The organism is Caballeronia zhejiangensis (genome assembly GCF_000698575.1).
Taxonomy (GTDB): Bacteria; Pseudomonadota; Gammaproteobacteria; order Burkholderiales; family Burkholderiaceae; genus Caballeronia; species Caballeronia zhejiangensis.
The window spans coordinates 17,189-39,972 of the sequence record NZ_JFHD01000025.1 but is presented as its reverse complement, the minus strand read 5'-3'; the positions used below and the strand labels follow the sequence as shown (position 1 = coordinate 39,972).

Genomic DNA, 22,784 nt, shown 5'->3' with positions numbered 1-22,784 from the left:
CGGCTTGTATTTTTTTGGCCGATATTTCCGGCTACCGCTCCAGTATCGCGACGACGCCTTGTCCGCCCGCCGCGCAGATCGAGATCAGTCCGCGCAACGGCTTGCCGTCGCTGCGCGCGGGCGCGTTCGCGAGCATCTTCGCCAGCGTACCGATAATGCGCCCGCCCGTCGCCGCGAACGGATGCCCCGTCGCGAGCGAGCTGCCGTTCACGTTCAGACGCGCGCGGTCGATCGAACCGGGCGGCGCGTCGAGTCCGAGCGCGGTGCGGCAGTATTCGTCGTCTTCCCACGCGGCGAGCGTGCACAGCACCTGCGCCGCGAATGCTTCGTGGATCTCGTAGAAATCGAAGTCCTGCAATGCGATTCCGGCGCGCGCGAGCATCGGCGGGACCGCGTAGACGGGCGCCATCAGGAGGCCTTCGCGCTTGTCGAAGAAATCGACGGCGGCGGTCGCGGAAAACGTCAAGAACGCCTGCACCGGCAAGCCACGCTCGGCGGCCCATTGCTCGGACGCGAGCAGCACCGCCGATGCGCCGTCGGTGAGCGGCGTCGAGTTGCCCGCGGTGAGCGTGCCCGCGTCGCGATCGAAGACGGGCTTGAGCGCCGACAACTGATCGAGCGATACGTCGGGCCGCAGCGTGCTGTCGCGCGCGAGGCCTTTGTACGGCGTCATCAGATCGTTGAAAAAGCCGCGCCCGTACGCCGCCGCGAGCTTGCGATGACTCTCCTGCGCGAGCGCATCCTGCGCCTCGCGCGAAATCTTCCAGCGCTTGGCCATCAGTTCGCAGTGCTCGCCCATCGAAAGGCCCGTGCGCGGTTCCGCATTGCGCGGCAGGAGCGGCCTGAAGAACATGCCGGGCCGCAGTTTAGCGAGCGCGCCCACGCGCTGTCCCGCCGAGCGCGAGCGATTCGCTTCGAGCAGGATTCTGCGCATGCGCTCGTTCACCGCGATGGGCGCGTCCGACGCCGTATCGACGCCGCCCGCGATGCCCACGTCGATCTGTCCGAGCGCGATCTTGTTCGCGACCAGAATCGCCGTTTCAAGGCCGGTGCCGCAGGCTTGCTGCACGTCGTAGGCGGGCGTTTCCTTCGCGAGCGTCGTCGACAATGCGGCTTCGCGCGTCAGATTGAAATCGCGCGAATGCTTGACGACCGCGCCCGCCGCCACTTCGCCGAGGCGCATGCCGTGCAGGTCGAAGCGATCGACGAGTCCTTGCAGCGTGAAGCTCAGCATGTCCTGATTCGACGCGCTCGCGTACGCCGTGTTCGAGCGCGCGAACGGAATGCGATTGCTGCCGATTACCGCGACACGACGCGCTTCGCTCATGGCAGCTCCCATTCGAAATGGCCACGCAGATGCGGCCGGTCGCCGGCGAGATCGCGCACTTCGAAATCGCGCGCGACGGGCGAGGGCGCGGCGGTCCACAGCGTCGCATCGCCGGGAATGTATAGCGGCGTCTTGAAATCGCCGTGCGCGTAACCGGAAGCCAGCGCCTTGACCGGATGCAACGCGGCGAGCGTGCGCGCGAGCGTCCACATGCCATGCGCGATGGCGCGTGGAAAACCGAACGCTTTCGCGCTCAGCATGTGCAGATGGATCGGATTGAAGTCGCCCGACGCCTTCGCGTAGTCGCGTCCGAGTTGCGGCGGAAGCTGCCAGCGCGCTTCGCGCGCGAGCAGCGGCACGCGTACGTCGGCGGCATCGGCGATCTCGATCGACGGCGCCGCGCGCTCGCTGCGCGCGCCGCGCTTCAGATACACGCTGTCGCCGTCCCACACCGCCTCGCCGCGCCGATAGATGCGCGTATGCAGCGTGAACGCCTGGCCCTTGTGATGCGGCACGAGCGGCCCGCATTCCACTTCGATGCGCAACGCCTGACCGGCCGCGAGCGGACGCCGCAGCCGCACGCTGTTCGACAGATGCACGACGCCGAGCGCGGACCATGGAAACGACGGATCGGTGAGCATCATCAGATGCAAGGGAAAAGCGAGAACGTGCGGAAACGTGAGCGGCACGCCGTGCTCGGGAATGAAGCCGCACACGCGCGCGTATCGGCCGACCTGTTCGGCGTCGATCCTCACATTCGGGCGCACGAGCCGCAACGCGGGCAGCTCCGGCGCACGCGCGCGCCGGAAAAGCGCGGGCAGCGCGCGGCCGTAGAGCTTCGCGGGCGGCGGCAGCGTTTCGACGACGACGGTGCGGGCGCGCGGCATGGTCGGTGCGTGCATCGCGTTCTGCCTCCTCACGCGCCGATCAGGCTCTGGCCGCACACGCGCACCACGTTGCCCGTGATGCCCGCGCTGCCCGGACTCGCGAGCCACGCGACGGTCTCGGCGACATCGACGGGCAAGCCGCCTTGTCCCATCGAATTGAGGCGTCTGCCGGCCTCGCGCACGCCGAAGGGCATACGCGCGGTCATATGCGTTTCGATGAAGCCCGGCGCGACCGCGTTGATCGTGATGCCGCGCTCGCGCAGCAACGGCGCCATCGCGTGCACGCGGCCGATCACGCCGGCTTTCGACGTCGCGTAATTGGTCTGCCCGCGATTGCCCGCGATGCCGCTGATCGACGACACCGCGACGATGCGCCCGCCCGCGCGCAACACGTTCTGCGCGAGCAGCACGTCGTCGATGCGTTCCTGCGCGAGCAGATTGATGTCGATGACGCTGTCCCACATGTCGGCGGTCATGCGCGCGATGGTCTTGTCGCGCGTGATGCCCGCGTTATGCACGACGATATCGATGCCGCCCGACGCAGCCAGCGCCGCCGCGATTTCGGCGGGCGTTTCGGGCGCGGCGATATCCGCGACGAGCGCCGCGTGCGCGCCCGATGACGGCGACGCGTCTTCGATCGCGAGCATGGTCTGATCGAGCGCATCGCGGGCGGCGTCGATATCGAGCCCGGTGACGATCGCGCCGTGCTCGGCCAGCACCGCCGCGATCGACGCGCCGATGCCGCGCGCCGCGCCCGTCACGAGCGCGCGTTTGCCGGCGAGCGGCTTGGCCCAGCTTGGCGGCGCGTCGGCGGGCGCATCGATGGTCACGACTTGGCCCGAGACATAGGCCGAGCGTGGCGAAAGGAAAAAGCGCAGCGCCGACTCGACATCCGCGCCATCGGCTGCGCGCAGCAGATTCGACGTAATGCCGTTGCGCGCTTCCTTGCCGAGCGAGCGGACCATGCCTTCGAGCGCATGCTGCGCGGTCGCGGCGCGGACGCTCGAGCGCGTGGCGGGCGGACGCCCGAGCACGACGATGCGCCCGTTCTTCGCGAGCGAACGCAGCGCATCGTGGAAGAACGCGTAGAGCGAATGGAGTTGCGCGCTTTCGCCGATGCCGGTCGCATCGAAAATCAGCGCCTCGACGCGGTCGGTCGCGGAAGCGTCGCGCGAGCGCGGCTCGAAGCGGCCGCTCATCGCGCCGTGCCGCGCGGCGACCGGCAGCCAGCCGGACGCGCTTTCGTGCGCGATGCCCGTCATGCCGATCGCCGACAGCACGGCCATCAGATCGTCGAAGAGCGCGGGCGACGGCCCCGCGCCGATGGCGGCCATGCCGCCGAATTCGGCCTGATCCGCGCGATGGCGGCGCAAAACCTCGGGACGCGGAAGGCCGAGCGAGCGTGCAATGCTCGTGCCGAAGGGCGAATTGACGAAGTCGAGATAGCGGTCTTTCATCGATTGTCGATCGGTCGTCGGGCGCGCGGGGCGGTGCCTTTGGTCCTGAATGCTTCAGGCAATGGCTTCGGGCAAGTGCCGCTCGAGCGCCGCGCTGCGCTTTTGCAATGCTTCGAGGATACCGAAGTCTGCGGAAAAATCATCGACTTTCACCGCTTCCTTCGCATGAGCGGCCCATTCGGCGAGCAGCGCGCGTTCGTTTTCGTCGATGAGACCGCGCGCCGCCGCCGTCTGCGACCAGGCTTCGATGTCGGGCGGGCTTTGCGGCAGCGGGGCGGCGGCGCCCGCCTTGACGGCGTCCCGCAGACGCGCCTCTAGCGCCGCGACGGCAGGCGTGAGCGCGAGCAGCTTTTCGCCGCGCGCGATCGGATCGTCTTCGAGCGCCGAAACGTGCGAGCCTGCGACGAGGCGCTCGCGCGCGTCGCCGGGTGCTTGCATCAGCATCGCGACGTCGTTGCCGAGCGCATCGACGCTAGGGGCGTGCGGCAAGCCGAACGGGAACGCGACGATGCGCAGAAACGCCGCCGCCGCGCGGTTCGGATAGTTCGCGAGCAAGCCCTCGAACGCGGCGCGCGCCTGATAAAGCGCGTCTTCGGCGCCCCAGCGCACGAGCGGCAGATCGCTTTCAGGGCGGCCATCGTCCTCGAAACGCTTGAGCGTCGCGGAGAGCAGATACAACTGCGAGAGGATGTCGCCGAGACGCGCCGAAAGACGTTCGCGGCGTTTCAGCTCGCCGCCGAGCGTGAGCATCGACACATCGGCGAACAACGCGAACGCGCTCGACAGACGCGTGGCCGCACGATAGTACGGCACGAGACGCGCATCGGCGCGCGCGGGCTTCGCGACGAACACGCCGCCGCCGCATGCGTACACGAAGGCGCGCATCGCGTTCGATGCCAGAAACGCCGCATGTCCGAAGAACGCGGCGTCGAACGCGCGCAGATCGTTGTCGCGCGTCGCTGCCATTTCCTTCAGCACGTAGGGGTGACACCGGATCGCGCCCTGTCCGAAGATGATGAGACAGCGCGTCAGGATATTCGCGCCTTCGACGGTGATCGAGATCGGCATCTGCTGATACGCCCGCGCCAGAAAATTCGACGGTCCCATGCAGATGCCCTTGCCCGCGACGACATCCATGCCGTCGTTGATGACCTTGCGCGCGCGTTCGGTGATGTGATACTTCGCGATCGCCGAGATGACGGACGGCTTCTCGCCGAGATCGACGGCCTGCGCGGAAAGACGCCGCGCCGCGTCCATCACATAGAGATTGCCGCCCATGCGCCCGAGCGCTTCCTGTATGCCTTCGAAGCGGCCGATCGGCGTGCGGAACTGACGGCGCGCGGCGGCATACGCGCCGGTGCCGCGCACCGCGAGCTTCGCCATGCCGACGTTCGACGAAGGCAGCGAGATCGCGCGGCCGGCGGCGAGGCATTCCATCAGCATGCGCCAGCCGTTACCCACTTGCGCGCGTCCGCCGATGACCCAGTCCATCGGGATGAACACGTCCTTACCCCAGTTCGGGCCGTTCTGGAACACGGCGTTGAGCGGCCAGTGCCGCCGTCCGATGTTCACGCCGGGATGGTTCGTCGGAATGAGCGCGCAGGTGATGCCGGGCGCGTCGTCGTCGCCGAGCAGGTGATCGGGATCGAGCGCGCGAAAGGCGAGGCCGAGCACGGTCGCGATCGGACCGAGCGTGATGTAGCGCTTTTCCCACGTGACGCGAAATCCGAGCGTCTCGCGGCCCTCATGCACGCCGCGACACACGATGCCGATATCCGGGATCGCCGCGGCATCCGATCCGGCGTATGGGCTGGTCAGCGCGAAGCACGGAATTTCATCGCCGCGCGCGAGCCGCGGCAGATAGTGATCTTTTTGTTCCTCGGTGCCGTAGTGCAGAAGCAGCTCGGCGGGACCGAGCGAATTGGGCACCATCACCGATACGGCCGCCGCCGACGAATGCGTCGCGAGCTTCATGATGACCTGCGAGTGCGCGTACGCGGAGAAAGCCTTTCCGCCATAGCGCTTCGGAATGATCATGCCCAGAAAGCCGTGTTCCTTGAGGTAAGCCCACGCTTCTGGCGACAAGTCTTGCCAGATGGCGGTCGTATCCCAGTCGTTCGACAGGTCGCACAGACGCGCGCATTCGTTGTCGATGAAGCTTTGCTCTTCCTGCGTGAGCTTCGGCGTGCCGTGTACGAGCAGGCGGTCCCATCGCGGGCGGCCCGAGAAAAGCTCGGCGTCCCACCAGACCGTGCCGGCTTCGATGGCGTCACGCTCCGTCGACGACATCTCCGGCAGGATCTTGCGAAACACGGCGATTACACGGCGGCTGACGAGCGCGCGACGCATGGGTGTCAGCGTGAGCGCGAGCGCCGGAAGCACGAAGACGATCGCGAGCAGCGTCGCGCCGAGCGGGCCCGTCAAACCGGTCAGCGCGCCGGCGGCGACCCAGACCGCGAACCCGGTGAGCCATGCGAGCGCCGGCGCCTGCAGGAAGGCGAGCGTGCCGGCGAGCAGGAGGAAAGCGATGACATACAGGGCAGGCATCACGAATCTCCGGTATTTGAACACTCGGAGCACACACCATGCCACAGAATAAACAAGAGCATAACGACCGATTAGAACTCTAATTCGGAAGTCTCATTCTTTAGGATGTGTCCACTTCAAGGATTCGAGATTCGGGCGTTATGCTTTTGTTTCGCATTAGCACCGACAAAATCGAATGCTTAGTTCGATTTACTAAACAAAATTAAAGCGATTGGATTCTTGACACCCCGCAGTACGCGGGGCGTCAAAGGGGCTGTGGGTCGTTCTTCGCGGGATGCGCCACAGCAGGTCACATCGGAGGGCTTCTAGTGTGACCACCTGCCACGCGTACGGTGGCCATAGGAGCATATTTGGAAATGGAGACGAGAGATCACTTAGTCAGGCTAAGCATGGGCGCCGTTCCTGATGACATCGGTGTTTCTGACTGGATGCTGCTTACGGGGGATGTGCTGTATTTGCTGGCCCGTTGCAGTGGAGAGGTCAGTTATCTGCGTGTGCCGCTGGATCTGGAACTGCTCAATAACGTGCGGAAGTCGACCATGCGAAAGGGAGATGGCGTTTATCGGAATAGTCGAGGTGAGCCGACACTGCTTGCCACGTATCTGGCCTTCGTTTTTCTGCAGCGGGACGTGCCGATTCAGGCTATCAGGTGCGAACTCGGCCTGTCCGAAGCGATGATGAATCTATTGCTCGTTGTCTGGCATTTTGCCGTCGGCGTCATCGATTGCGGTAGCCGATTGCAACTGATTCCCCCGCTGCCGTTCGAGGGAAACGGAGATGCCTAGCTCGTGGGAACGTCGGCAGCGCCAATTCGGAAACATCTGGTGGGGATGGCGGTGAAACGAGCTAAAAATATCGAGAACTCGCACCGCGATTGCCCTGGTCGAGGGGTGCGAGCGAGTATCGGTCCTGACTCCGCTCAGGCGAAGCCAGGACGCGTAGGAATGCCGTGATCGGGTTTGCAGACCCGCGCACGACGATCGCAAACTACAGTCGTCTCCTGTAGGCAGCAATCACCTGCCGTTAACAATCGGCAACAGGAGAGTAAGTGTTCCTAAATAAATGTGTTTACCGAGTCGAGCTAAAAATAAACTCGCTGTACAGAGAGACCGCGCCGATCGATCGGAGCTACGTTTTCGACAGCAAGCTCTATCTCTTCAGCAACGGCACGGACGGCTATAGCTATCGGTCCATATCGCTGGACTGCTCGGCGCCCAGGAAATTGCGCAAGGAGTTTCGGGTCGTCGAGGCGTCGCCGGGCGGCGGCGTCCGAGGACGCGTCGACTTCAAGAGGAAATTCCAGGCGCTGGCATTGCTGCACGATGGCGCGCCGGTCGTCGAGGTTTCGCGCGAGGTCAACTTGTCGGTGACGACGGCTTATCGCTATCGGAGGGAACTGCACGGCCTCGTCGCATTGCGCCCGCAGAACACGAATTCGCTGCTGCGGATGCTTGCCTTTCGGGGCGACGAAGCGCGATAAGCGAGGCGCGTCGGACGCGAGCCGGGTGGCGGAGAAACGCAGTTGTCCGTCGCGTCGGCTTGCGCGCGGAGCGGGGCATCGATGCTGCTGCACTTGCGGCTGAAGAAAACCAGCGCCGCGGGGACTGGCGCGCGGCCGCGTCCGCACGAAGGTGAATCGGCGAACGCAGATTCGTTTCGATTTCAATTCGACATCCGGGGACCGAATGGGAAACGGAATTGCGAACCGAAAGCGAAGGCGGAAAACAAAAAACCCCGCGACGATGCGCGGGGTTTTTGCGTGCGATGCGCTCGAACGAGCGTCTCGCGAAAGAGGGACCTTGGTGCCCAGGAGAGGACTCGAACCTCCACGGTGTTGCCACCGCTAGGACCTGAACCTAGTGCGTCTACCAATTCCGCCACCTGGGCCAAGGGGTACAGCAAGCCCGCTATTCTAGCGGGAACGGGCGCCGTGTCAATCGAAAAGTCATACGACTCGTCTACGACAAAAACACGGTCTCCGCATAAAAAGAAAAAGCCACCCGAAGGTGGCTTTTTCAAACATCTGGTGCCCAAGAGAGGACTCGAACCTCCACGGTGTTGCCACCGCTAGGACCTGAACCTAGTGCGTCTACCAATTCCGCCACCTGGGCAAGGGTGCGTGTTACTTCAAATCTGCTGCGCTTTACTGATCGTTCGACTGATCGTTCGACTGAGTGTTCAGCAGCAGAGAACGCAATTATAGCGAGCCTGACGCATCTGTCAAGCGTTTCGATGCGATGCCTGTAACGAGCCGCGAAGCGCGCCGCGTCGGCGTCTCGCGCCCGTGGCGCTTAAAAGACGGGTGTTAGAATGACCCGCAACGATGACCGCATTATTGGTTGCAAAGCACCGCAAAAGTCCCGTCCAACGAGAAAAAACACGACTACGCCCTTGAGCAAATATCCGTATCCGATTCCGAGCCGCGAAGAAATTCTCGGCGTGCTGCGCACGAGCGAGACACCGCATGCCGCGAACGACATCGCCGAAGCGTTGTCGATCAAGCGCCAGGAGCGCGAAGGATTTTTCAAGCGACTGGCGGCCATGGAACGCGACGGGCAAATCCGCCTCGACAAGCGCGGCCACTATCAACTCACGCATCCGTCGAATTTTGTTGCGGGGCGCGTGCAGGGGCATCGCGACGGCTTCGGCTTTCTGATCCGCGATGACGGCCAGGACGATCTCTTCCTCCCCAATGGCGAAATGCAGAAGGTCATGCACAACGATCGCGTGCTCGCGCGCATCGTCGGCTATGACCGGCGCGGACGGCCGGAAGGGCACATCGTCGAGGTCACGGATCGCGCCAACAAGCGCGTCATCGGGCGCCTCGTCAACGAGAACGGCGCGCTGATTCTCGTGCCCGAAGACAAGCGCATCGGGCATGACATCCTCATCACGCAAAATCCGAAGAAGGCGAAGGTCGGGCAGGTCGTGTCCGTCGATCTGACGGATTTCCCGAGCCGCCATTCGCAGCCGCTCGGACGCGTGGTCGAAGTGATCGGCGATATCGACGATCCCGGCATGGAAATCGAAATCGCGGTGCGCAAGTACGGCGTGCCGCACGAATTCAGCGACGCCGCGCTCGCCGCCGCCGCCAAGCTGCCCGACGAAGTGCGCGCGGCGGATATCCGTCATCGCGTCGATCTGCGCGACGTGCCGCTCGTCACCATCGACGGCGAAGATGCGCGCGATTTCGACGACGCCGTGTATTGCGAGCCGGTCGCCGTGGGACGTGGTCAGGGTTTTCGTCTGCTGGTCGCGATCGCGGACGTATCGCATTACGTGCGTCCGAACGAAGCGCTCGATATCGATGCGCTCGATCGCAGCACGTCGGTGTATTTCCCGCGCCGCGTGATTCCGATGCTGCCGGAGAAGCTGTCGAACGGCCTGTGCTCGCTAAACCCCGATGTCGATCGCTGCGTGCTCGTGTGCGACATGGTCATTACCGCGCGCGGCGAGATCAAGGCGTATCAGTTTTATCCCGGCGTGATGCACTCGGCGGCGCGCCTGACATACACCGAAGTCGCGGCCGTGCTCACCAACACGAAGGGTCCGGAAGCGGCGAAGCGCGCCGATATCCTGCCGCAGCTGCAGAACCTCTACGGCGTCTACAAGTCGCTGCATGCCGCGCGCCAGAAGCGCGGCGCCATCGACTTCGATACGACCGAGACGTATATCGTCGTGAACTCGCAGGGCAAGATCGAGCAGATCGTGCCGCGTCATCGCAACGACGCGCATCGGCTGATCGAGGAATGCATGCTGGCCGCGAACGTCTGCGCGGCCGACTTTCTGAAGCGCAACAAGCATCCCGGTTTGTATCGCGTGCACGCGGGGCCGACGGAAGAGAAGCTCGAAAACCTGCGCGCGTTCCTGCGCGGCGTCGGCTTGACGCTCACCGGCGGCGACAAGCCGCACGCGAGCGATTACGCCGCCCTCATCGCCCAGATTCGCGACCGGCCCGACGCGCAGATGCTGCAATCGATGGTGCTGCGTTCGATGCAGCAGGCTGTCTATAGCCCGGACAACATCGGCCATTTCGGCCTCGCTTATGAGGCGTACGCGCACTTCACGAGTCCGATCAGGCGCTATCCCGACTTGCTCACGCATCGCGCGATCTACGCGATCTTGCAGGGCAAGAAGTATCTGCCGGACGTCGGTCACGATGTTTTCCTGAGCACGGGCCTCACGAAAGCCGCGCGCGAACTGCAGAAGGCCGACGACTCCGCGCGTGGCCGCGCTCGCAACAGCGTCGCGATCTGGGAAGAGCTCGGGCTGCATTGCTCGTCGAACGAGCGTCGCGCCGACGAAGCCTCGCGCGACGTCGAAGCGTGGCTCAAGTGCTACTTCATGCGCGACAAGCTCGGCGAGGAATACGGCGGCATGGTGAACGGCGTGACGTCGTTCGGCATTTTCGTGCAACTGGATTCGCTCTTCATCGAAGGACTCGTGCATGTGACCGAGCTCGGCTCGGACTATTTCCAGTACGACGAGATCAAGAACGAACTGCGCGGCGAGCGCACGGGCATTCGCTACCGGATGTCCGATCGCGTGCGCGTGCAGGTGAGCCGCGTCGATCTCGATGCGCGCAAGATCGATTTCCGGCTGGTTCGCGATACGCCGGTGAAGCCGCCGTCGCCGCGTCCGTCGACCGGTGCGAGCGATGCAGCGGCTGCCGGCATCGGCGCGGGACCGCGTATCCGTCCGTTCGGCGACGACGACGCCCCGAGCACGCGCGCGCGCGGCGGCACGAAGAAGGGCGCGTCGCTTGCGGCGAGTCCGCGCGGCGGCGCGGCGAAGAAGCGCGGAGCGGCGTCGAAGTCGGCATCGCAGGGACGGCCGGCGCGCAAGAAACGTTAGGGCGGCGCGTCAATACAGCCGCCATCGAATACGCGCGGTCCGATGCTTCGTGCTTCGGACCGCGTCGTGCTTTTCAAGTTTTCACCGAAGGTTCGAATCAGTCATGTCACGTCTCAAGGTTCTATACGGATTTCACGCAGTGACCGCACGTTTGCGCGCGGATGCATCGTCGATCGAGGAGGTGCTGTACGACCCCACGCGCAAGGATCGGCGCATGCAGGACTTTCTGCGGACCGCGAAGGAAGCGGGCGTGCGGCTGATCGCGGCCGATGAAGCGCGTCTCTGGGGGCTGTCGGGCAACGTCCAGCATCAGGGCGTGGTGGCGCGCGCGCACGATCTGCCGCTCGCGCAGAATCTGGCCGAACTGCTCGATGGCATTTCGGGCACGCCTTTGCTGCTGGTGCTCGACGGCGTCACCGATCCGCATAATCTCGGCGCGTGTCTGCGCGTCGCGGATGCGGCCGGCGCGCATGCGGTGATCGCGCCGCGCGATCGCTCGGCGGGCCTGAACGCGACGGCGGCGAAGGTGGCGAGCGGCGCGGCGGAGAGCGTGCCGTATATCACCGTGACGAATCTGGCGCGCGCGCTGCGCGAACTCAAGGAGGCGGGCGTCTGGGTGATCGGCACGGCGGGCGAGGCGACGGCATCGCTTTACGAGACCAAGCTGGATGGTCCGGTGGCGATCGTCGTCGGTGCGGAGGGCGAGGGCATGCGTCGCCTGACCCGCGAGACGTGCGACGAAATCATGAATATCCCGATGGCGGGGACGGTCGAGAGTTTGAATGTGTCGGTGGCGTCGGGGGTTTGTTTGTTTGAGGCGGTGAGGCAGCGGGCGGTGAAGAAGTAAGGGTCAGCGTCCAACGTCATTCATGGCTTTGAAGCGACTTAGTGATCTGATCGCGGTCGGAAGCGTGTACACCCGCGAGCAGTTGAAGGGCATCCTCGATACGCAGGACGCGACGATCAACACAGGCGTATTTCGTCCTGCAGGCTTCGATTCGGTTCTGCTGTTCGTCACGGGATCCAAAACGCCGGACCGAGTTCAATATGTCGATGCACTCGAGGGCGACATCTTGCACTGGCAAGGACAGAACGCCGGGCGCACCGACGCTTTGATCGCTGAACATCGAGCGCGCGATTTGGAACTGCTGCTGTTCTATCGCACAAAAAAGTACGAGTTCGCGGGCGCCGGGTTCAAATTCGAAGGCTTGTTCGACTACGTCTCGCATGAGGGCGCGTTGCCGGCGAGTTTCACGCTTCGACGCGCGGACCGAACTCAGGTTCAAGCCGAACTGGAAGCCGAATCCGAAGCGGAAGCGCGACTCGAAGCAAGCGGTGTTTTCGATCCCGCGAGCATCGAAGATGCGCGCAAGAAGACGTTCGCCGCCATTGTCATGCGCCAGGGCCAACCTGCGTTCCGTAGGAGACTGCTTGAAGCATATGAACGCCGTTGTGTACTGAGCGGCTGTCCGGTCGAGGAAGTTCTCGAGGCCGCCCACATCTGCCGCTATATGGGCGAAGACACGAACGTCGTGGAAAACGGGCTGCTGCTGCGCGCCGATCTGCACACGCTCTATGACCGTGCGCTGATCGCGATCCATCCCGCGACTCATGCCGTGTCAGTTGCACCGGAACTCGCGGATAGCGAGTATGGCTGGTTGGCGGGACGTGTGCTTCGCCTGCCGAAGGATCCCAAACACCGGCCGAGTAGCGAAGCGCTTCACACGCACTGGATGTTAGTGCGCTCCCTATGGGAAAAGCGATCATGACGAGCACGAAGTTTTTGGGCATGGTCGCAGCAATCTCCGCATGCCTGCTCACCGCCTGCACCGCGATGCAAGACCGCACCACCTACATCGCCGACACGCAGTACCACGCGAAGAACGCCGATTCCCGCATCCGTTTCCTCGTGATGCACTACACGGAGATCGACGAAGCGGGATCGCTCGCCGTCCTGACCGGCGATGAAGTCAGCGTGCACTACGTCGTCCCCGACGCCCCGCGCATCGAGAAAGGCGAGCCGGTCGTCTATCAACTGGTGCCGGAAGACAAGCGCGCCTGGCACGCCGGCGTGAGCTCGTGGCAGGGCGCGACGGAGCTGAACGCGTCGTCTATCGGCATCGAGAACGTGAATCTCGGTCCGATCGGCCCGTCGAGCGATGGAAAATGGCAGCCGTATCCGCCCGCGCAAGTCGATGCGCTCATCAAGCTCTCCCGCGATATCGTCGCGCGCTACCACATCCCGCCGACGCGCGTCGTCGGCCATAGCGACATCGCGCCGCAACGCAAGATCGATCCGGGTCCGCTTTTCCCGTGGCATGCGCTATACGACGCCGGCGTGGGCGCATGGCCCGACGACGCGGCTGTTGCCACGCATCTCGCGGGCCGCGATCCGAAGGCGCCATCGGACGTGCGCGCGCTGCAGGAAAAGCTGAAGCGCTACGGCTACGAAGTCGCGACCGACGGCGTGCTCGACGCCAAAACCCGCCGCGTCTTCAGCGCGTTTCAGATGCACTTTCGCCCGTCGGATTACGCGGGCAACGCGGATGCAGAAAGCGACGCGATCGCCCAGGCCCTGCTCGATAAATACTTCCCACAATGAACGACTGGTTTCCGACACTGCGCGCGATCCACATGACATGCGCCGGCCTTTCCATCGCCGGATTCGTGCTGCGCTGGATCTGGATGCTGACGAATTCGCGCCTCCTCGCCGCGCGCGCGACGAAAATCCTGCCGCATATCGTCGATACGCTTTTGCTCGCGAGCGCCATCGCGCTGGTCGCGATCATCGGCTTTTCGGCGAACGCTGCGTGGCTCGGCGCGAAAATCGCGGGGCTCGTCGTCTATATCGTGCTCGGCACGTTCGCGCTCAAGCGCGGCCGCACGAAGGGCGCGCGCGCCGTTTATGGCGTGCTGGCGATCGTCGTGTTCGCGTTCATCGCGTCGGTGGCGCGCACGCACGATCCGCTCGGCTTCCTGCACGCGTTGGCATGATCCGCGAGGCCGTCGCCCGCGCTCCGATAAAATCTCAGTTTTCACCGATACAGCAGCACCGCTCCCATGACTCAAGACGAACTCAAGCAACTGGTCGGTCAGGCCGCCGCCGACTACGTGAACGCGAACGTGCCGGAAGGCGCGATCATCGGCGTCGGCACCGGATCGACGGCGAACTGCTTCATCGACGCCATCGCGAAGTCCAAGGCGCGTTATCGCGGCGCGGTGTCGAGTTCGCTCGCGACCACGGCGCGGCTCGAATCGCACGGTTTCAAGGTGTTCGATCTGAACGACATCGAAACGCTGTCCATTTACGTCGACGGCGCCGATGAAATCGACGCGAGCGGCGCGATGATCAAGGGCGGCGGCGGCGCGCTCACGCGCGAGAAAATCGTCGCGTCGGTGGCGGACGTGTTCGTGTGCATCGCCGACGCGAGCAAGCGCGTCCCGGTGATGGGCACGTTCCCGCTGCCCGTCGAAGTCGTGCCGATGGCGCGCACGGCGATCGGCCGCAAGCTCGCGGCGCTCGGCGGCGTGCCGATCGTGCGCGTGACGAAGGACGGCTCGCCGTTCATCACGGACAACGGCAACGAAATCCTCGACGTGAAGGGCCTGTCGATCACCGATCCGCGTGCGCTCGAAGCGCAGATCAACGCCTGGCCGGGCGTCGTGACGGTCGGTCTGTTCGCGGCGCGCGGCGCGAATATCTGTCTGCTCGGCACGGAGAACGGCGTCGAGCGCATCGACTACAAGTAAGTCACGCGCGCACCAAGCGAAAGGCCCGGCGATCCGAAAATCGCCGGGCCTTTCGCGTTTTTACGCCGATCAATACGCGTTGCGTCCGATGAATCCCTTGAACATCGTCATCGCGACGATCTTGATGTCGAACCAGAACGACCAGTTGTGAATGTAGAAGAGGTCGAACTTCACGCGGCTTTGCATCTTCTCGACCTTTTCCGTCGCGCCGCGATAGCCGTTCACCTGCGCCCAGCCGGTAATGCCGGGCTTGATGCGGTAGCGGAACATGTAGCCGTAGACGAGATCCTTGTACAGATCGTCGTGCTCGATCGCGTGCGGGCGCGGACCGACCACCGACATATGCCCGAACAGCACGTTCAGGAACTGCGGCAGCTCGTCGAGGCTCGTGCGCCGCAGGAACGCGCCGACCTTCGTCACGCGCGGATCGTTGCGCGTCGCCTGCGTCACTTGACCGTGCTCGCGATGCACGCCCATCGAACGGAACTTGTAGATGCGAAACGGCCGTCCGTCCGCGCCCTTGCGATGCTGCGTGAAGAACACCGGACCCTTCGAGGTCGTCTTCACGGCGATCGCGATCGCGATCATCAGCGGCGAGAGCGCGAGCAGCGCGGCCGCCGCGAACAGGCGGTCGAAGAGCATCTTCGGCCACATCTGCAGCGTGCTGATCGGAGACGTCGTCAGGTTGATGGTCGCGAGCCCGGCGACATCCGTCATCGAATGATTGAAGAGCGAAATGCTGCGCGTGTCCGGAATCAGCCGCAGATTCACGAAATCGTGCCGCAGCGCATGCACGAAGCGGTAGATCGTGTGCTCCTGCGACAGCGGCAGCGCGAGCCACACTTCGTTGATTTCCTCGGCGCGCACCTTTTCGACGAGTTCGTCGAAATCGTTCAGCACCGGCAAACGATTGCCGCCCATGCCGATCGCGGTCGTCGGCGTGGGCATGCCGCTGATGCCGCTCGCGTGCAGTTCCTCGTCGCCGGTCGTATCGAGAATGCACACCGGAGTAAAGCCCTGTTCGGGCGTGCTGCACAGGTGCGCGAGCAAGGTCCGCGAGAAACCCTGCGCGCCGACGATCGCCACGGTGCGCTGATTCAGGCCGCGGCCGCGCATCAGGCGCAAGGCCGAGTACACGATCAGCTTCGAAGCGATGATGAGCGCGCCGGAAATGAGCGTCGAATACGCGAACCAGAGTCGCGACACCGTATCCATGCGATGTAGCGTGAAGGCGAGCAGCAGGGCGCCCGCGACGACCGCCATCCACGCCAAAGTGACGCGCGCCAGCATCATGGCGAACGGCTTGCCGCGCCAGGTTTCATACACGCCGAAAGCAGGGAAGAGCAGGAGGGCGAGTGCGGAGTTGAACGCGATCAGAAGCCTTTCGATATCGCTGACGAAATCCAGCGACGAAAAGCGTACGTCATGCGCGATCAATCCGCCCGCGATGATGAGACAGACATCCAGAACACGCGCCAGCCATGAGAACAGATCGAGGTTTTTTTCTTGCATTAATCCTAGCCGTTAGACACTTGAGGCCGATATCGCCTCGGTTGCACGAAGACGCGGAAGTAGTCGGTCGAACTCCCGCTTGACGAGCCCGTAGCACTCGCATGCGCGTGCTTCCAGACCCTCGCGATCCACGACCTTGATGCAGCCGCGGCTGTGATGAATGAGACCCGCGTCGTGAAGCTTGCCCGCCGCTTCGGTCACGCCTTCGCGGCGCACGCCCAGCATGTCCGCGATCAGTTGCTGCGTGACCTGCAATTCGTTCGACGCCGTGCGATCGATTTCGATCAGCAGCCAGCGGCAAAGTTGCTTGTTCAGCGAGTGATGCCGGTTGCATGCCGCCGTCTGCGCGACCTGCGTGAGCAGCGCCTGCATATAGAGCAGCATCAGGCGGCGCAGGAAGTCCGAGCGGCCGAACTGCTCGCGCAACGCTTGCGCGCTCATGCGATACGCGAAGCCCGGGCATTGCACCTGCACGCGGGTCGGCATCGTTTCGCCGCCGGTCAGAACCGGCACGCCAGTCATGCCTTCGCGTCCCACCGCGGCAATCTCGACCGAACCGCCGTCTTCCATCGTGTGCAGCAGCGAGATGATCGCGGTCGTCGGGAAGTAGACGTGGTGAATCCGTTGGCCGGAGTCGCACAGCAGTTGCTCGGTGCGCAATTGCACGAGTTCCAGATGCGGCGTGAGCGCCTGCCATTCGTGCGCAGGAAGCGCGCCAAGCAGATGATTGCCGTGCAGGTCGGACTGGAGGGTCAGCATGATTGTTCTCTCTCGTAACTTTCGCGCGTTGCGCTTCAATTTTTATTTACTGATGTGACCGTTTTCGAAGATTGCCGCTTGCGCCGGTTCCTCGAGGAAGGATGACATCAGCCCCGTAGCCGCCCGTTTCGTACTTGAATTGCTTTTGGTTGATCGCACTGGTCTGGGTTGCGTGCTTCTATTAGCGAGGACTGTGCCAATGCGGGCAATCGCAATGCTGGCGGGGCCTCATAACTCGTGCACTTTTTGTGATGCAGCGCAGCGCTGCGTTTTTGTTTCAGTCTTGAACATCGGTGGTCTTAGGAATACGTGCGTGCCCCGATGAGTTTCATCAGCGCATACCCCTCGAATGGCGGTTGAGGATTTTTTGACCACGGTGCGACAGGCCTCACGGGTCGACATCCCTTCGACATACCACCTTCTTTCGTAGGGACAATGGAAAATGATTCATCCGTGTTCCATCGGCTCCGTGGGCTGGCGAACGCGTGTTTATCCGAGCGCTGTTTGAGTCCCCACGAAGCCTTGCCGGATAAGGCTTTGCCGGCATCGGGAAAAGTCTTCCGCGCGGCGTTGCGTGAAGCGGAAACGTTGCGCCCGTTGCACGAAGTGAAATCTGCGTGTGCGATTCCTCGCGCATAAGCGCCTCAATAGCGCGGCTTTCGGCGAGGAGTAGCCCACATAGGCCTTGTAGCGGCCCTCTCGCGAGTTCGGCACGCGACTAGCCGCCGTGAAACGTTTGCGCGTCATTCATCGGATTCATGGTCGGGCGCAGCGCATTTCAGTCGTGCACGCGATGCCCTGAAATGTTTCATCGAGGACAATCTCATGCGGAACTCATTAACGCGGAGAAACCGGCGCGCAGAAATTCTCGCGGCGACATCACGAGGTCATAAAAACCCGCATAAGACGCGAACGTAAGCGAGTGAAAAAACCCTTGAAACAAGGGTTGAAATGTGTCTTTTTAAACAGTCGCTGCCGAGATGAAAGCGCGTGCGAATCGCGGTTCGACATCAACGTTCAGCACACGATATCCGCAAGCGGAGGAATCACGCGTTCGTACGCATCCTCGATCACGTCGAACGATGTCTCGCACAGCTCTCGTCGTCCGCGCGAAAGGGCGCGCGCGAGGCGGCACTGCATCACCATGGTTTCGCTCGCGATCTTGCGCGCGCCCGCATACGTCTGCACGGGAATGTCGAAGCCTTGTTCGCGCATCCACTGCAGATAATGCGCGAGCAATTCGAAGTTCGCGCCGAGTTGCCTCATCACGTTGAACGCGTAATGACGCGCATACGATTCGCCGCGCGCAATCATCGTATCGAGATGCTCGGGAAACGCCGCGCGCCAACGCGTGATCGGATTGTGCATCGGACGCCGCAACAGATGCGCGCACAGCAGATCCGCCGATACTTCCGCGAGCGGCGTGCCCGACAGCGGCTCGCGCACGCGCTTGACAAACTCGACGTGCGGAAAAAGCGCCGGCTCGGGCGTCGCATTCGAGCGCAGCACGCCGTCGTAGTCTTCGCCGTCGAGAAGGTGATAACCCGTGTGATGAAAGTAGCCGAGACGCCGCGCATCGCGATCGATCACATCGATGCCGATGGTCGTCTTCGCATGTTCGCGGCGATACGAAGCCGTGCGCGTGTCCGGCAGATAGAATGCATCGACTTCGACGAGCACGATATTCGCGCGGCGCGTCTGCACGAGCGCGCGCTCTTCGAGCGAATCGAACACGGAAAGCTCCTGCACTTGCAGGCCGTAGAGTTTTTCGATGTCTTCGAACGGCAGCTTGCCGAGCGTGAACTGATCGGCTTCGAAGTCCTGAGCGACGGCGAACGCGAGCGCAGCGCGCGGTTCGAGCCCGTTGCCGTGCAGAATTTCGATCCACAGATCGACGGGCGCGACCGCTTCACGCCAGATGCGCTCGCCGCGATGCAGCGCGTGCGCGTGATGCCGCCGCGCACGCATGCGCAAGGGATCGAGTGACACGACGCGGGAACGACTTGCTCCTGAATCCGTCACACCGCTCGTATGGAACGCGCTCATGCCGTGACCTCGGGCCGGAAAGGCCGGCGTTCGATACCGCGTGCGCAATGGAGCGAATGTGCTTTTAATCGTGCGTCTCTATCGCGTTCGATGGCGGCATGCATTGTGATTTTCCCATGAAGGTGCCGTATTACGCGAGTGCTATCGACGCCATGCGACGCGCGCGCGGCAGCCCGCAACCCGGGCTGCAGCGCGGTCGCATTGATCGTCGGAAAGGCGTCTTTTTCCCCGGGACGCCTTTGTGCGTGTGGTCGAGCTTATTTGAAAGGCGCGCGCGTCATGGGTCGGTGCGATGGCGCACTGAATTCAGGCGGGTCGGCACGTAACGTTCAATCGTCGCAACGCCGGTAATTGCCGGTAAAGCATGGAGATAATCGATGAACTGGAAAACGCTGGATTTCGAACAACTCACTGCGCGGGAGCTTTATCTGATTTTGCGCGCGCGCAGTGCGGTGTTCGTCGTCGAACAGTCGCATGTCCATCTCGACCCGGATGGTCGCGATGAAACCGGCACGCACGTATTCGCCGCCGAGGACATGAGCCGTTCGATGCCCGTGCTCGCCTATGCACGCATCAACGAGGGCGACGCGGATGATCCGGAAGTCGTGGTGGACAAGATCTTGACGAGCCCGCTGCGTCGCGGCGACGGCACCGCGCACGCCCTGATCGAACGCGTGCTCGCGGTGACCGCCGAGCGTTGGCCCGGCCGCCGCGTGCGGCTGACCGCGCCGGTGAGCCTGCGCGGTTTCTACGAGGCGTTCGGCTTTCGCAAGACCGAAGGGCCGTTTCTCGAGCACGGCATGCCGTACATCGGTCTGACGAGAAAGGGCCGGCAATCGCGCGAAGCATCGGGCGCGAGCAAGGCTCCGTTCGCCGCGAGCGACAACGCCACGACGTACGAGTTGCTGTAAGCGCCACCAGAGACGCGCAGCGTGCGCCGCAACCGCGCGCGCGGCGAAAGAACCAACGCGGCAGTCAGCAGCATCGAAGGCGTGGACCGTCCGGGCATCGAGGCAATAACAAAGCGATAACAACGCGATAACAACGCGATCGGCGCGGCGCAGGCCGCTTCGAGACGCGTCCTCGAAACAATAAGATCGACGCCGCCGGCATGGGCCGGCGAGCGCACAAACAGCCTATCTCATGCGAATAGTCCATCTCGCCAATCACGCGCAGACGATCGGCAACGGCACCGTCAACATGATGGTCGATCTCGCCTGCATGCAGGCGCGCATGGGGCAGGACGTCGTGGTCGCATCGTCGGGCGGCGGCTTCGAGCCGCTTTTGCGTCGCCACGGCATCACGCATGTTTCGCTGCAGCAGTCGCGGCAACCGTGGCGCGTGCCGTCGATGATCGCGGGATTCAATCGTCTCATCGATCGTTTCGATCCCGACATCGTGCACGCGCACATGATGACCGGCGCGCTCATTTCGCGTTTCGGCAGCATGCGGCGGCGCTTCGCGCTCGTCACCACGGTGCATCACGAACTGCAGAAAAGCGCGGCGCTGGTGCGCGTGGGCGATCGCATGGTGGCCGTGAGCCGCGCGCTGGCGCTCGATCTGGAGGCGCGCGGCATCGGGCCGGCGCGGTTGTCGACCGTGCTCAACGGCGCCGTCGGCGCGCCGCGGCTCATCACGCGGCCGCCCGCGAAACCGGTGCGGCTCAAGCATCCGAATATCGTCTGCGTGGCGGGGATGTATCGCAGGAAAGGGATTGCGGATCTTCTGCAGGCGTTCGCGCAGGTGCGCGAGCAGTCCGCGAGCGAGCGCGAATTCATGGCGGAGCCGCATCTGTATCTCGTCGGCGAAGGCCCCGATCGCGGATCGATGGAAGCGCTGGCAGCCGAGCTCGGCATCGCGGAGAACGCGCACTTCACGGGTTTCGTCGCCGATACACGGCCGTATTTCGCGAGCGCCGATGTATTCGCGCTGCTCTCGCGCCAGGACCCGAGTCCGCTCGTGATCGCGGAGGCGCGCGAGGCCGGCTGCGCGATCGTCGCGACGCGCGTGGGCGGTATCCCCGAAATGCTCGACGACGGCGCTGCGGGTCTGCTCGTGCCTGCCGGCGACATCGGGCAGGCAGCGGCAAAACTGCGCTGGCTTCTGCTCGACCGGCAGGCGCGTGGGCAACTGGCGGCGCGCGCGCGTCACGGCCTGCACCAGCTTTCCGTCGAAAGAGTCTGCGACGAGTACCTCGCGGTGTATCAGCAAGCGCTTACGGAGCGCGAAGCATTGAAGCGCCGGCAGATCGATCTCGACGCGCGCACACCCCGAACGACAGATGGCGCGATTTAAGCATAGGGCTGACAAATCGCCCCGCTTGCACCGCGCCACGGTACTTTCGTCCAAACCATCCGATCATACAAAAGGCAAAAGCGAGCCGGCTTCCGTTCGCGTTCGCACAGAAAGCCTACGAGATGCTTGCTCAAATGGGTGCATGATCGGTCCGATGGCAACAGCGGGCCGCGAAAGAACGCACACGCCGCGACGCGACGCAGCCATTCTTCAGTTTCCCTGATGAATGCCTGCGCGCGCGCGGCGCGAGCGCAAGAGATGCACGTGAAGCGGTAAGAAGTAAAAAACGAAACAGTGACGTCGAAGCCAGAGGGATTACCCTGTCAGGAAATTCCCAACTGGCATTCGAAGCAACGAAGACGCAACGTATCAAGCACGACGAATGGACCTGTCGGGAACCCGTCGTGCCTTTCGCAGCCCGGGAAGCGAAAGCGATGCGCTCATACACACGGCTACGGAACAGGCGAGAAGGGGAGAAGCGAGATGGATGACAACAAAGAGCGATCGCTGGTGGCGAAGGTCATGGACGGACTCGTCTCAGGGATCGTCGAGCAAAAATATGGCGCGATACTGCCACCGCAGGACATCCTCTCGAAGGAGTTCGACGTGAGCCGCACCGTCATGCGCGAGGCGCTCTCGATGCTGCTCGCGCGGCACATGCTGGACGTGCGGCCGAAAACCGGCACGCGCATTCGTCCGATGAGCGACTGGCGTCTCATCGACGAGGACGTGGTGAGCTGGCGCTTTCGCGCCAAGCCGGATCAGACGTTTTTACGCGATGTAATCGAATTCCGCATGCTGATCGAGCCGCGCGCCGCAGCGCTCGCCGCCGCGCGCGCGACGCCCGACGAAATCGCCGGGATTCGCGATGCATTCGACACGCTGTCGCGTCTGCAGGTCGGCGAGCCGGAATATCAGGCGGCTGACGAAGTGCTGCATACGCGCATCGTGGCGGCGAGCGGCAACCAGTTCTTTCGTCAGATGACGGCGATCGTGCGCGGCGCGCTGGTGACGGTCAATCCGATCGTCGACGGCATCGAGTCCGTGCGCGAAGCGACGCTCGCGGCGCAGAAGAGCGTCGTCGAGGCGATCGAGGCGAAAGATCCCGCCGCCGCCGAAGCCGCGACGCGCGCGCTCGTCGACCTGGCCGCGGAAGAAGTCGGCCGCGCGTTCTCGCTGGAGCGCGTGAACAGTCAGCCTGCGTCGCCGAACGTGAACGCGTCCGCGGGTGCGTAGCGGGTCCTCGAACGCATCGGACGATCGAATGTATCGAGCCGGGACATGTCCCGGCTTTTTGCCGTCTGAGCCCGCCGCGCGCAGTCGTCATGCGACGCAATCAGGCACAATGCG

General features: G+C 63.5%; 18 protein-coding genes and 2 tRNA genes. 11 read left to right on the top strand and 9 right to left on the bottom strand.

All coding sequences use genetic code 11. The features are described from left to right. Positions 1-31: 31 nt before the first annotated feature. From BG60_RS25380 to BG60_RS25365, 4 genes are read right to left on the bottom strand one after another with little or no spacing between them, the layout of a single operon-like run. Positions 32-1,327 carry an acetyl-CoA C-acetyltransferase gene (locus tag BG60_RS25380; RefSeq protein WP_241484885.1) on the bottom strand — a complete coding sequence of 432 codons (1,296 nt, stop codon included), beginning with the start codon at positions 1,325-1,327 and terminating at the stop codon, positions 32-34. Then, positions 1,324-2,229 (bottom strand): MaoC/PaaZ C-terminal domain-containing protein, encoded by a 906-nt coding sequence (locus BG60_RS25375; protein WP_034473192.1) that lies wholly within the window; start codon positions 2,227-2,229, stop codon positions 1,324-1,326. Before BG60_RS25375 ends, BG60_RS25380 begins: the two co-directional genes overlap by 4 nt. A 14-nt stretch (positions 2,230-2,243) precedes the next feature. Then, a complete protein-coding gene (locus tag BG60_RS25370; protein ID WP_034473190.1) occupies positions 2,244-3,671 on the bottom strand; it encodes a 3-oxoacyl-ACP reductase in 1,428 nt (475 codons plus the stop codon). A gap of 54 nt (positions 3,672-3,725) precedes the next feature. Continuing rightward, positions 3,726-6,218 (bottom strand): acyl-CoA dehydrogenase, encoded by a 2,493-nt coding sequence (locus BG60_RS25365; RefSeq protein ID WP_034473188.1) that lies wholly within the window; start codon positions 6,216-6,218, stop codon positions 3,726-3,728. A 356-nt stretch (positions 6,219-6,574) separates the two neighbouring features. Here BG60_RS25365 and BG60_RS25360 point away from each other — a divergent pair, with 356 nt between their 5' ends. Continuing rightward, positions 6,575-7,003: a hypothetical protein gene (locus tag BG60_RS25360; protein WP_034473187.1), complete on the top strand. Its 429-nt coding sequence runs from the start codon at positions 6,575-6,577 to the stop codon at positions 7,001-7,003. Between the two features lie 437 nt (positions 7,004-7,440). Beyond that, positions 7,441-7,698, top strand: a complete 258-nt coding sequence (locus tag BG60_RS38810) for a helix-turn-helix domain-containing protein (RefSeq protein WP_008349260.1) — start codon at positions 7,441-7,443, stop codon at positions 7,696-7,698. 320 nt (positions 7,699-8,018) lie between these two features. Here BG60_RS38810 and BG60_RS25350 read toward each other — a convergent pair. Together BG60_RS25350 and BG60_RS25345 are read right to left on the bottom strand one after the other, a co-directional pair. Then, a tRNA-Leu gene (locus BG60_RS25350) sits at positions 8,019-8,105 on the bottom strand. A gap of 137 nt (positions 8,106-8,242) precedes the next feature. Continuing rightward, positions 8,243-8,329: transfer RNA gene (locus tag BG60_RS25345), tRNA-Leu, on the bottom strand. A gap of 280 nt (positions 8,330-8,609) precedes the next feature. Here BG60_RS25345 and rnr point away from each other — a divergent pair. The 6 genes from rnr to rpiA all read left to right on the top strand — a co-directional run bounded on the left by rnr (position 8,610) and on the right by rpiA (position 14,822). After that, on the top strand, positions 8,610-11,072 hold the full coding sequence (gene rnr / locus BG60_RS25340) for a ribonuclease R (RefSeq protein ID WP_008349262.1): 2,463 nt from the start codon (positions 8,610-8,612) through the stop codon (positions 11,070-11,072). Positions 11,073-11,175: 103 nt separating this feature from the next. Then, entirely contained in the window at positions 11,176-11,919 is a 744-nt protein-coding gene (rlmB, locus tag BG60_RS25335; protein WP_008349264.1) for a 23S rRNA (guanosine(2251)-2'-O)-methyltransferase RlmB, read from the top strand. Between the two features lie 22 nt (positions 11,920-11,941). Continuing rightward, positions 11,942-12,841: an HNH endonuclease gene (locus BG60_RS37900; RefSeq protein WP_081851883.1), complete on the top strand. Its 900-nt coding sequence runs from the start codon at positions 11,942-11,944 to the stop codon at positions 12,839-12,841. Next, positions 12,838-13,674, top strand: a complete 837-nt coding sequence (locus tag BG60_RS25325) for an N-acetylmuramoyl-L-alanine amidase (RefSeq protein WP_034473221.1) — start codon at positions 12,838-12,840, stop codon at positions 13,672-13,674. The genes BG60_RS37900 and BG60_RS25325 overlap by 4 nt, the downstream gene beginning before the upstream one ends. Continuing rightward, the gene (locus BG60_RS25320; protein ID WP_008349269.1) at positions 13,671-14,066 is read left to right on the top strand and encodes a SirB2 family protein; all 396 of its coding nucleotides are present in this window, start codon (positions 13,671-13,673) and stop codon (positions 14,064-14,066) included. Before BG60_RS25325 ends, BG60_RS25320 begins: the two co-directional genes overlap by 4 nt. A gap of 66 nt (positions 14,067-14,132) precedes the next feature. Then, a complete protein-coding gene (gene rpiA / locus BG60_RS25315) occupies positions 14,133-14,822 on the top strand; it encodes a ribose-5-phosphate isomerase RpiA (protein WP_008349271.1) in 690 nt (229 codons plus the stop codon). Between the two features lie 69 nt (positions 14,823-14,891). Here the strand turns inward: rpiA and BG60_RS25310 are convergent, their stop codons facing one another. The 3 genes from BG60_RS25310 to BG60_RS25300 all read right to left on the bottom strand — a co-directional run bounded on the left by BG60_RS25310 (position 14,892) and on the right by BG60_RS25300 (position 19,139). Further along, positions 14,892-16,313 carry an undecaprenyl-phosphate glucose phosphotransferase gene (locus tag BG60_RS25310; protein ID WP_034473220.1) on the bottom strand — a complete coding sequence of 474 codons (1,422 nt, stop codon included), beginning with the start codon at positions 16,311-16,313 and terminating at the stop codon, positions 14,892-14,894. A 33-nt stretch (positions 16,314-16,346) separates the two neighbouring features. Continuing rightward, a complete protein-coding gene (locus tag BG60_RS25305) occupies positions 16,347-17,093 on the bottom strand; it encodes a Crp/Fnr family transcriptional regulator (RefSeq protein WP_008349275.1) in 747 nt (248 codons plus the stop codon). A 1,017-nt stretch (positions 17,094-18,110) separates the two neighbouring features. Beyond that, on the bottom strand, positions 18,111-19,139 hold the full coding sequence (locus tag BG60_RS25300) for a DUF1839 family protein (protein WP_051079023.1): 1,029 nt from the start codon (positions 19,137-19,139) through the stop codon (positions 18,111-18,113). A 377-nt stretch (positions 19,140-19,516) separates the two neighbouring features. Here BG60_RS25300 and BG60_RS25295 point away from each other — a divergent pair, with 377 nt between their 5' ends. The 3 genes from BG60_RS25295 to BG60_RS25285 all read left to right on the top strand — a co-directional run bounded on the left by BG60_RS25295 (position 19,517) and on the right by BG60_RS25285 (position 22,670). Further along, on the top strand, positions 19,517-20,050 hold the full coding sequence (locus BG60_RS25295) for a GNAT family N-acetyltransferase (protein ID WP_008349278.1): 534 nt from the start codon (positions 19,517-19,519) through the stop codon (positions 20,048-20,050). 232 nt (positions 20,051-20,282) lie between these two features. Beyond that, the gene (locus BG60_RS25290; RefSeq protein ID WP_034473186.1) at positions 20,283-21,434 is read left to right on the top strand and encodes a glycosyltransferase family 4 protein; all 1,152 of its coding nucleotides are present in this window, start codon (positions 20,283-20,285) and stop codon (positions 21,432-21,434) included. A gap of 483 nt (positions 21,435-21,917) precedes the next feature. Further along, the gene (locus tag BG60_RS25285) at positions 21,918-22,670 is read left to right on the top strand and encodes a FadR/GntR family transcriptional regulator (RefSeq protein WP_008349281.1); all 753 of its coding nucleotides are present in this window, start codon (positions 21,918-21,920) and stop codon (positions 22,668-22,670) included. Positions 22,671-22,784 lie beyond the last annotated feature (114 nt).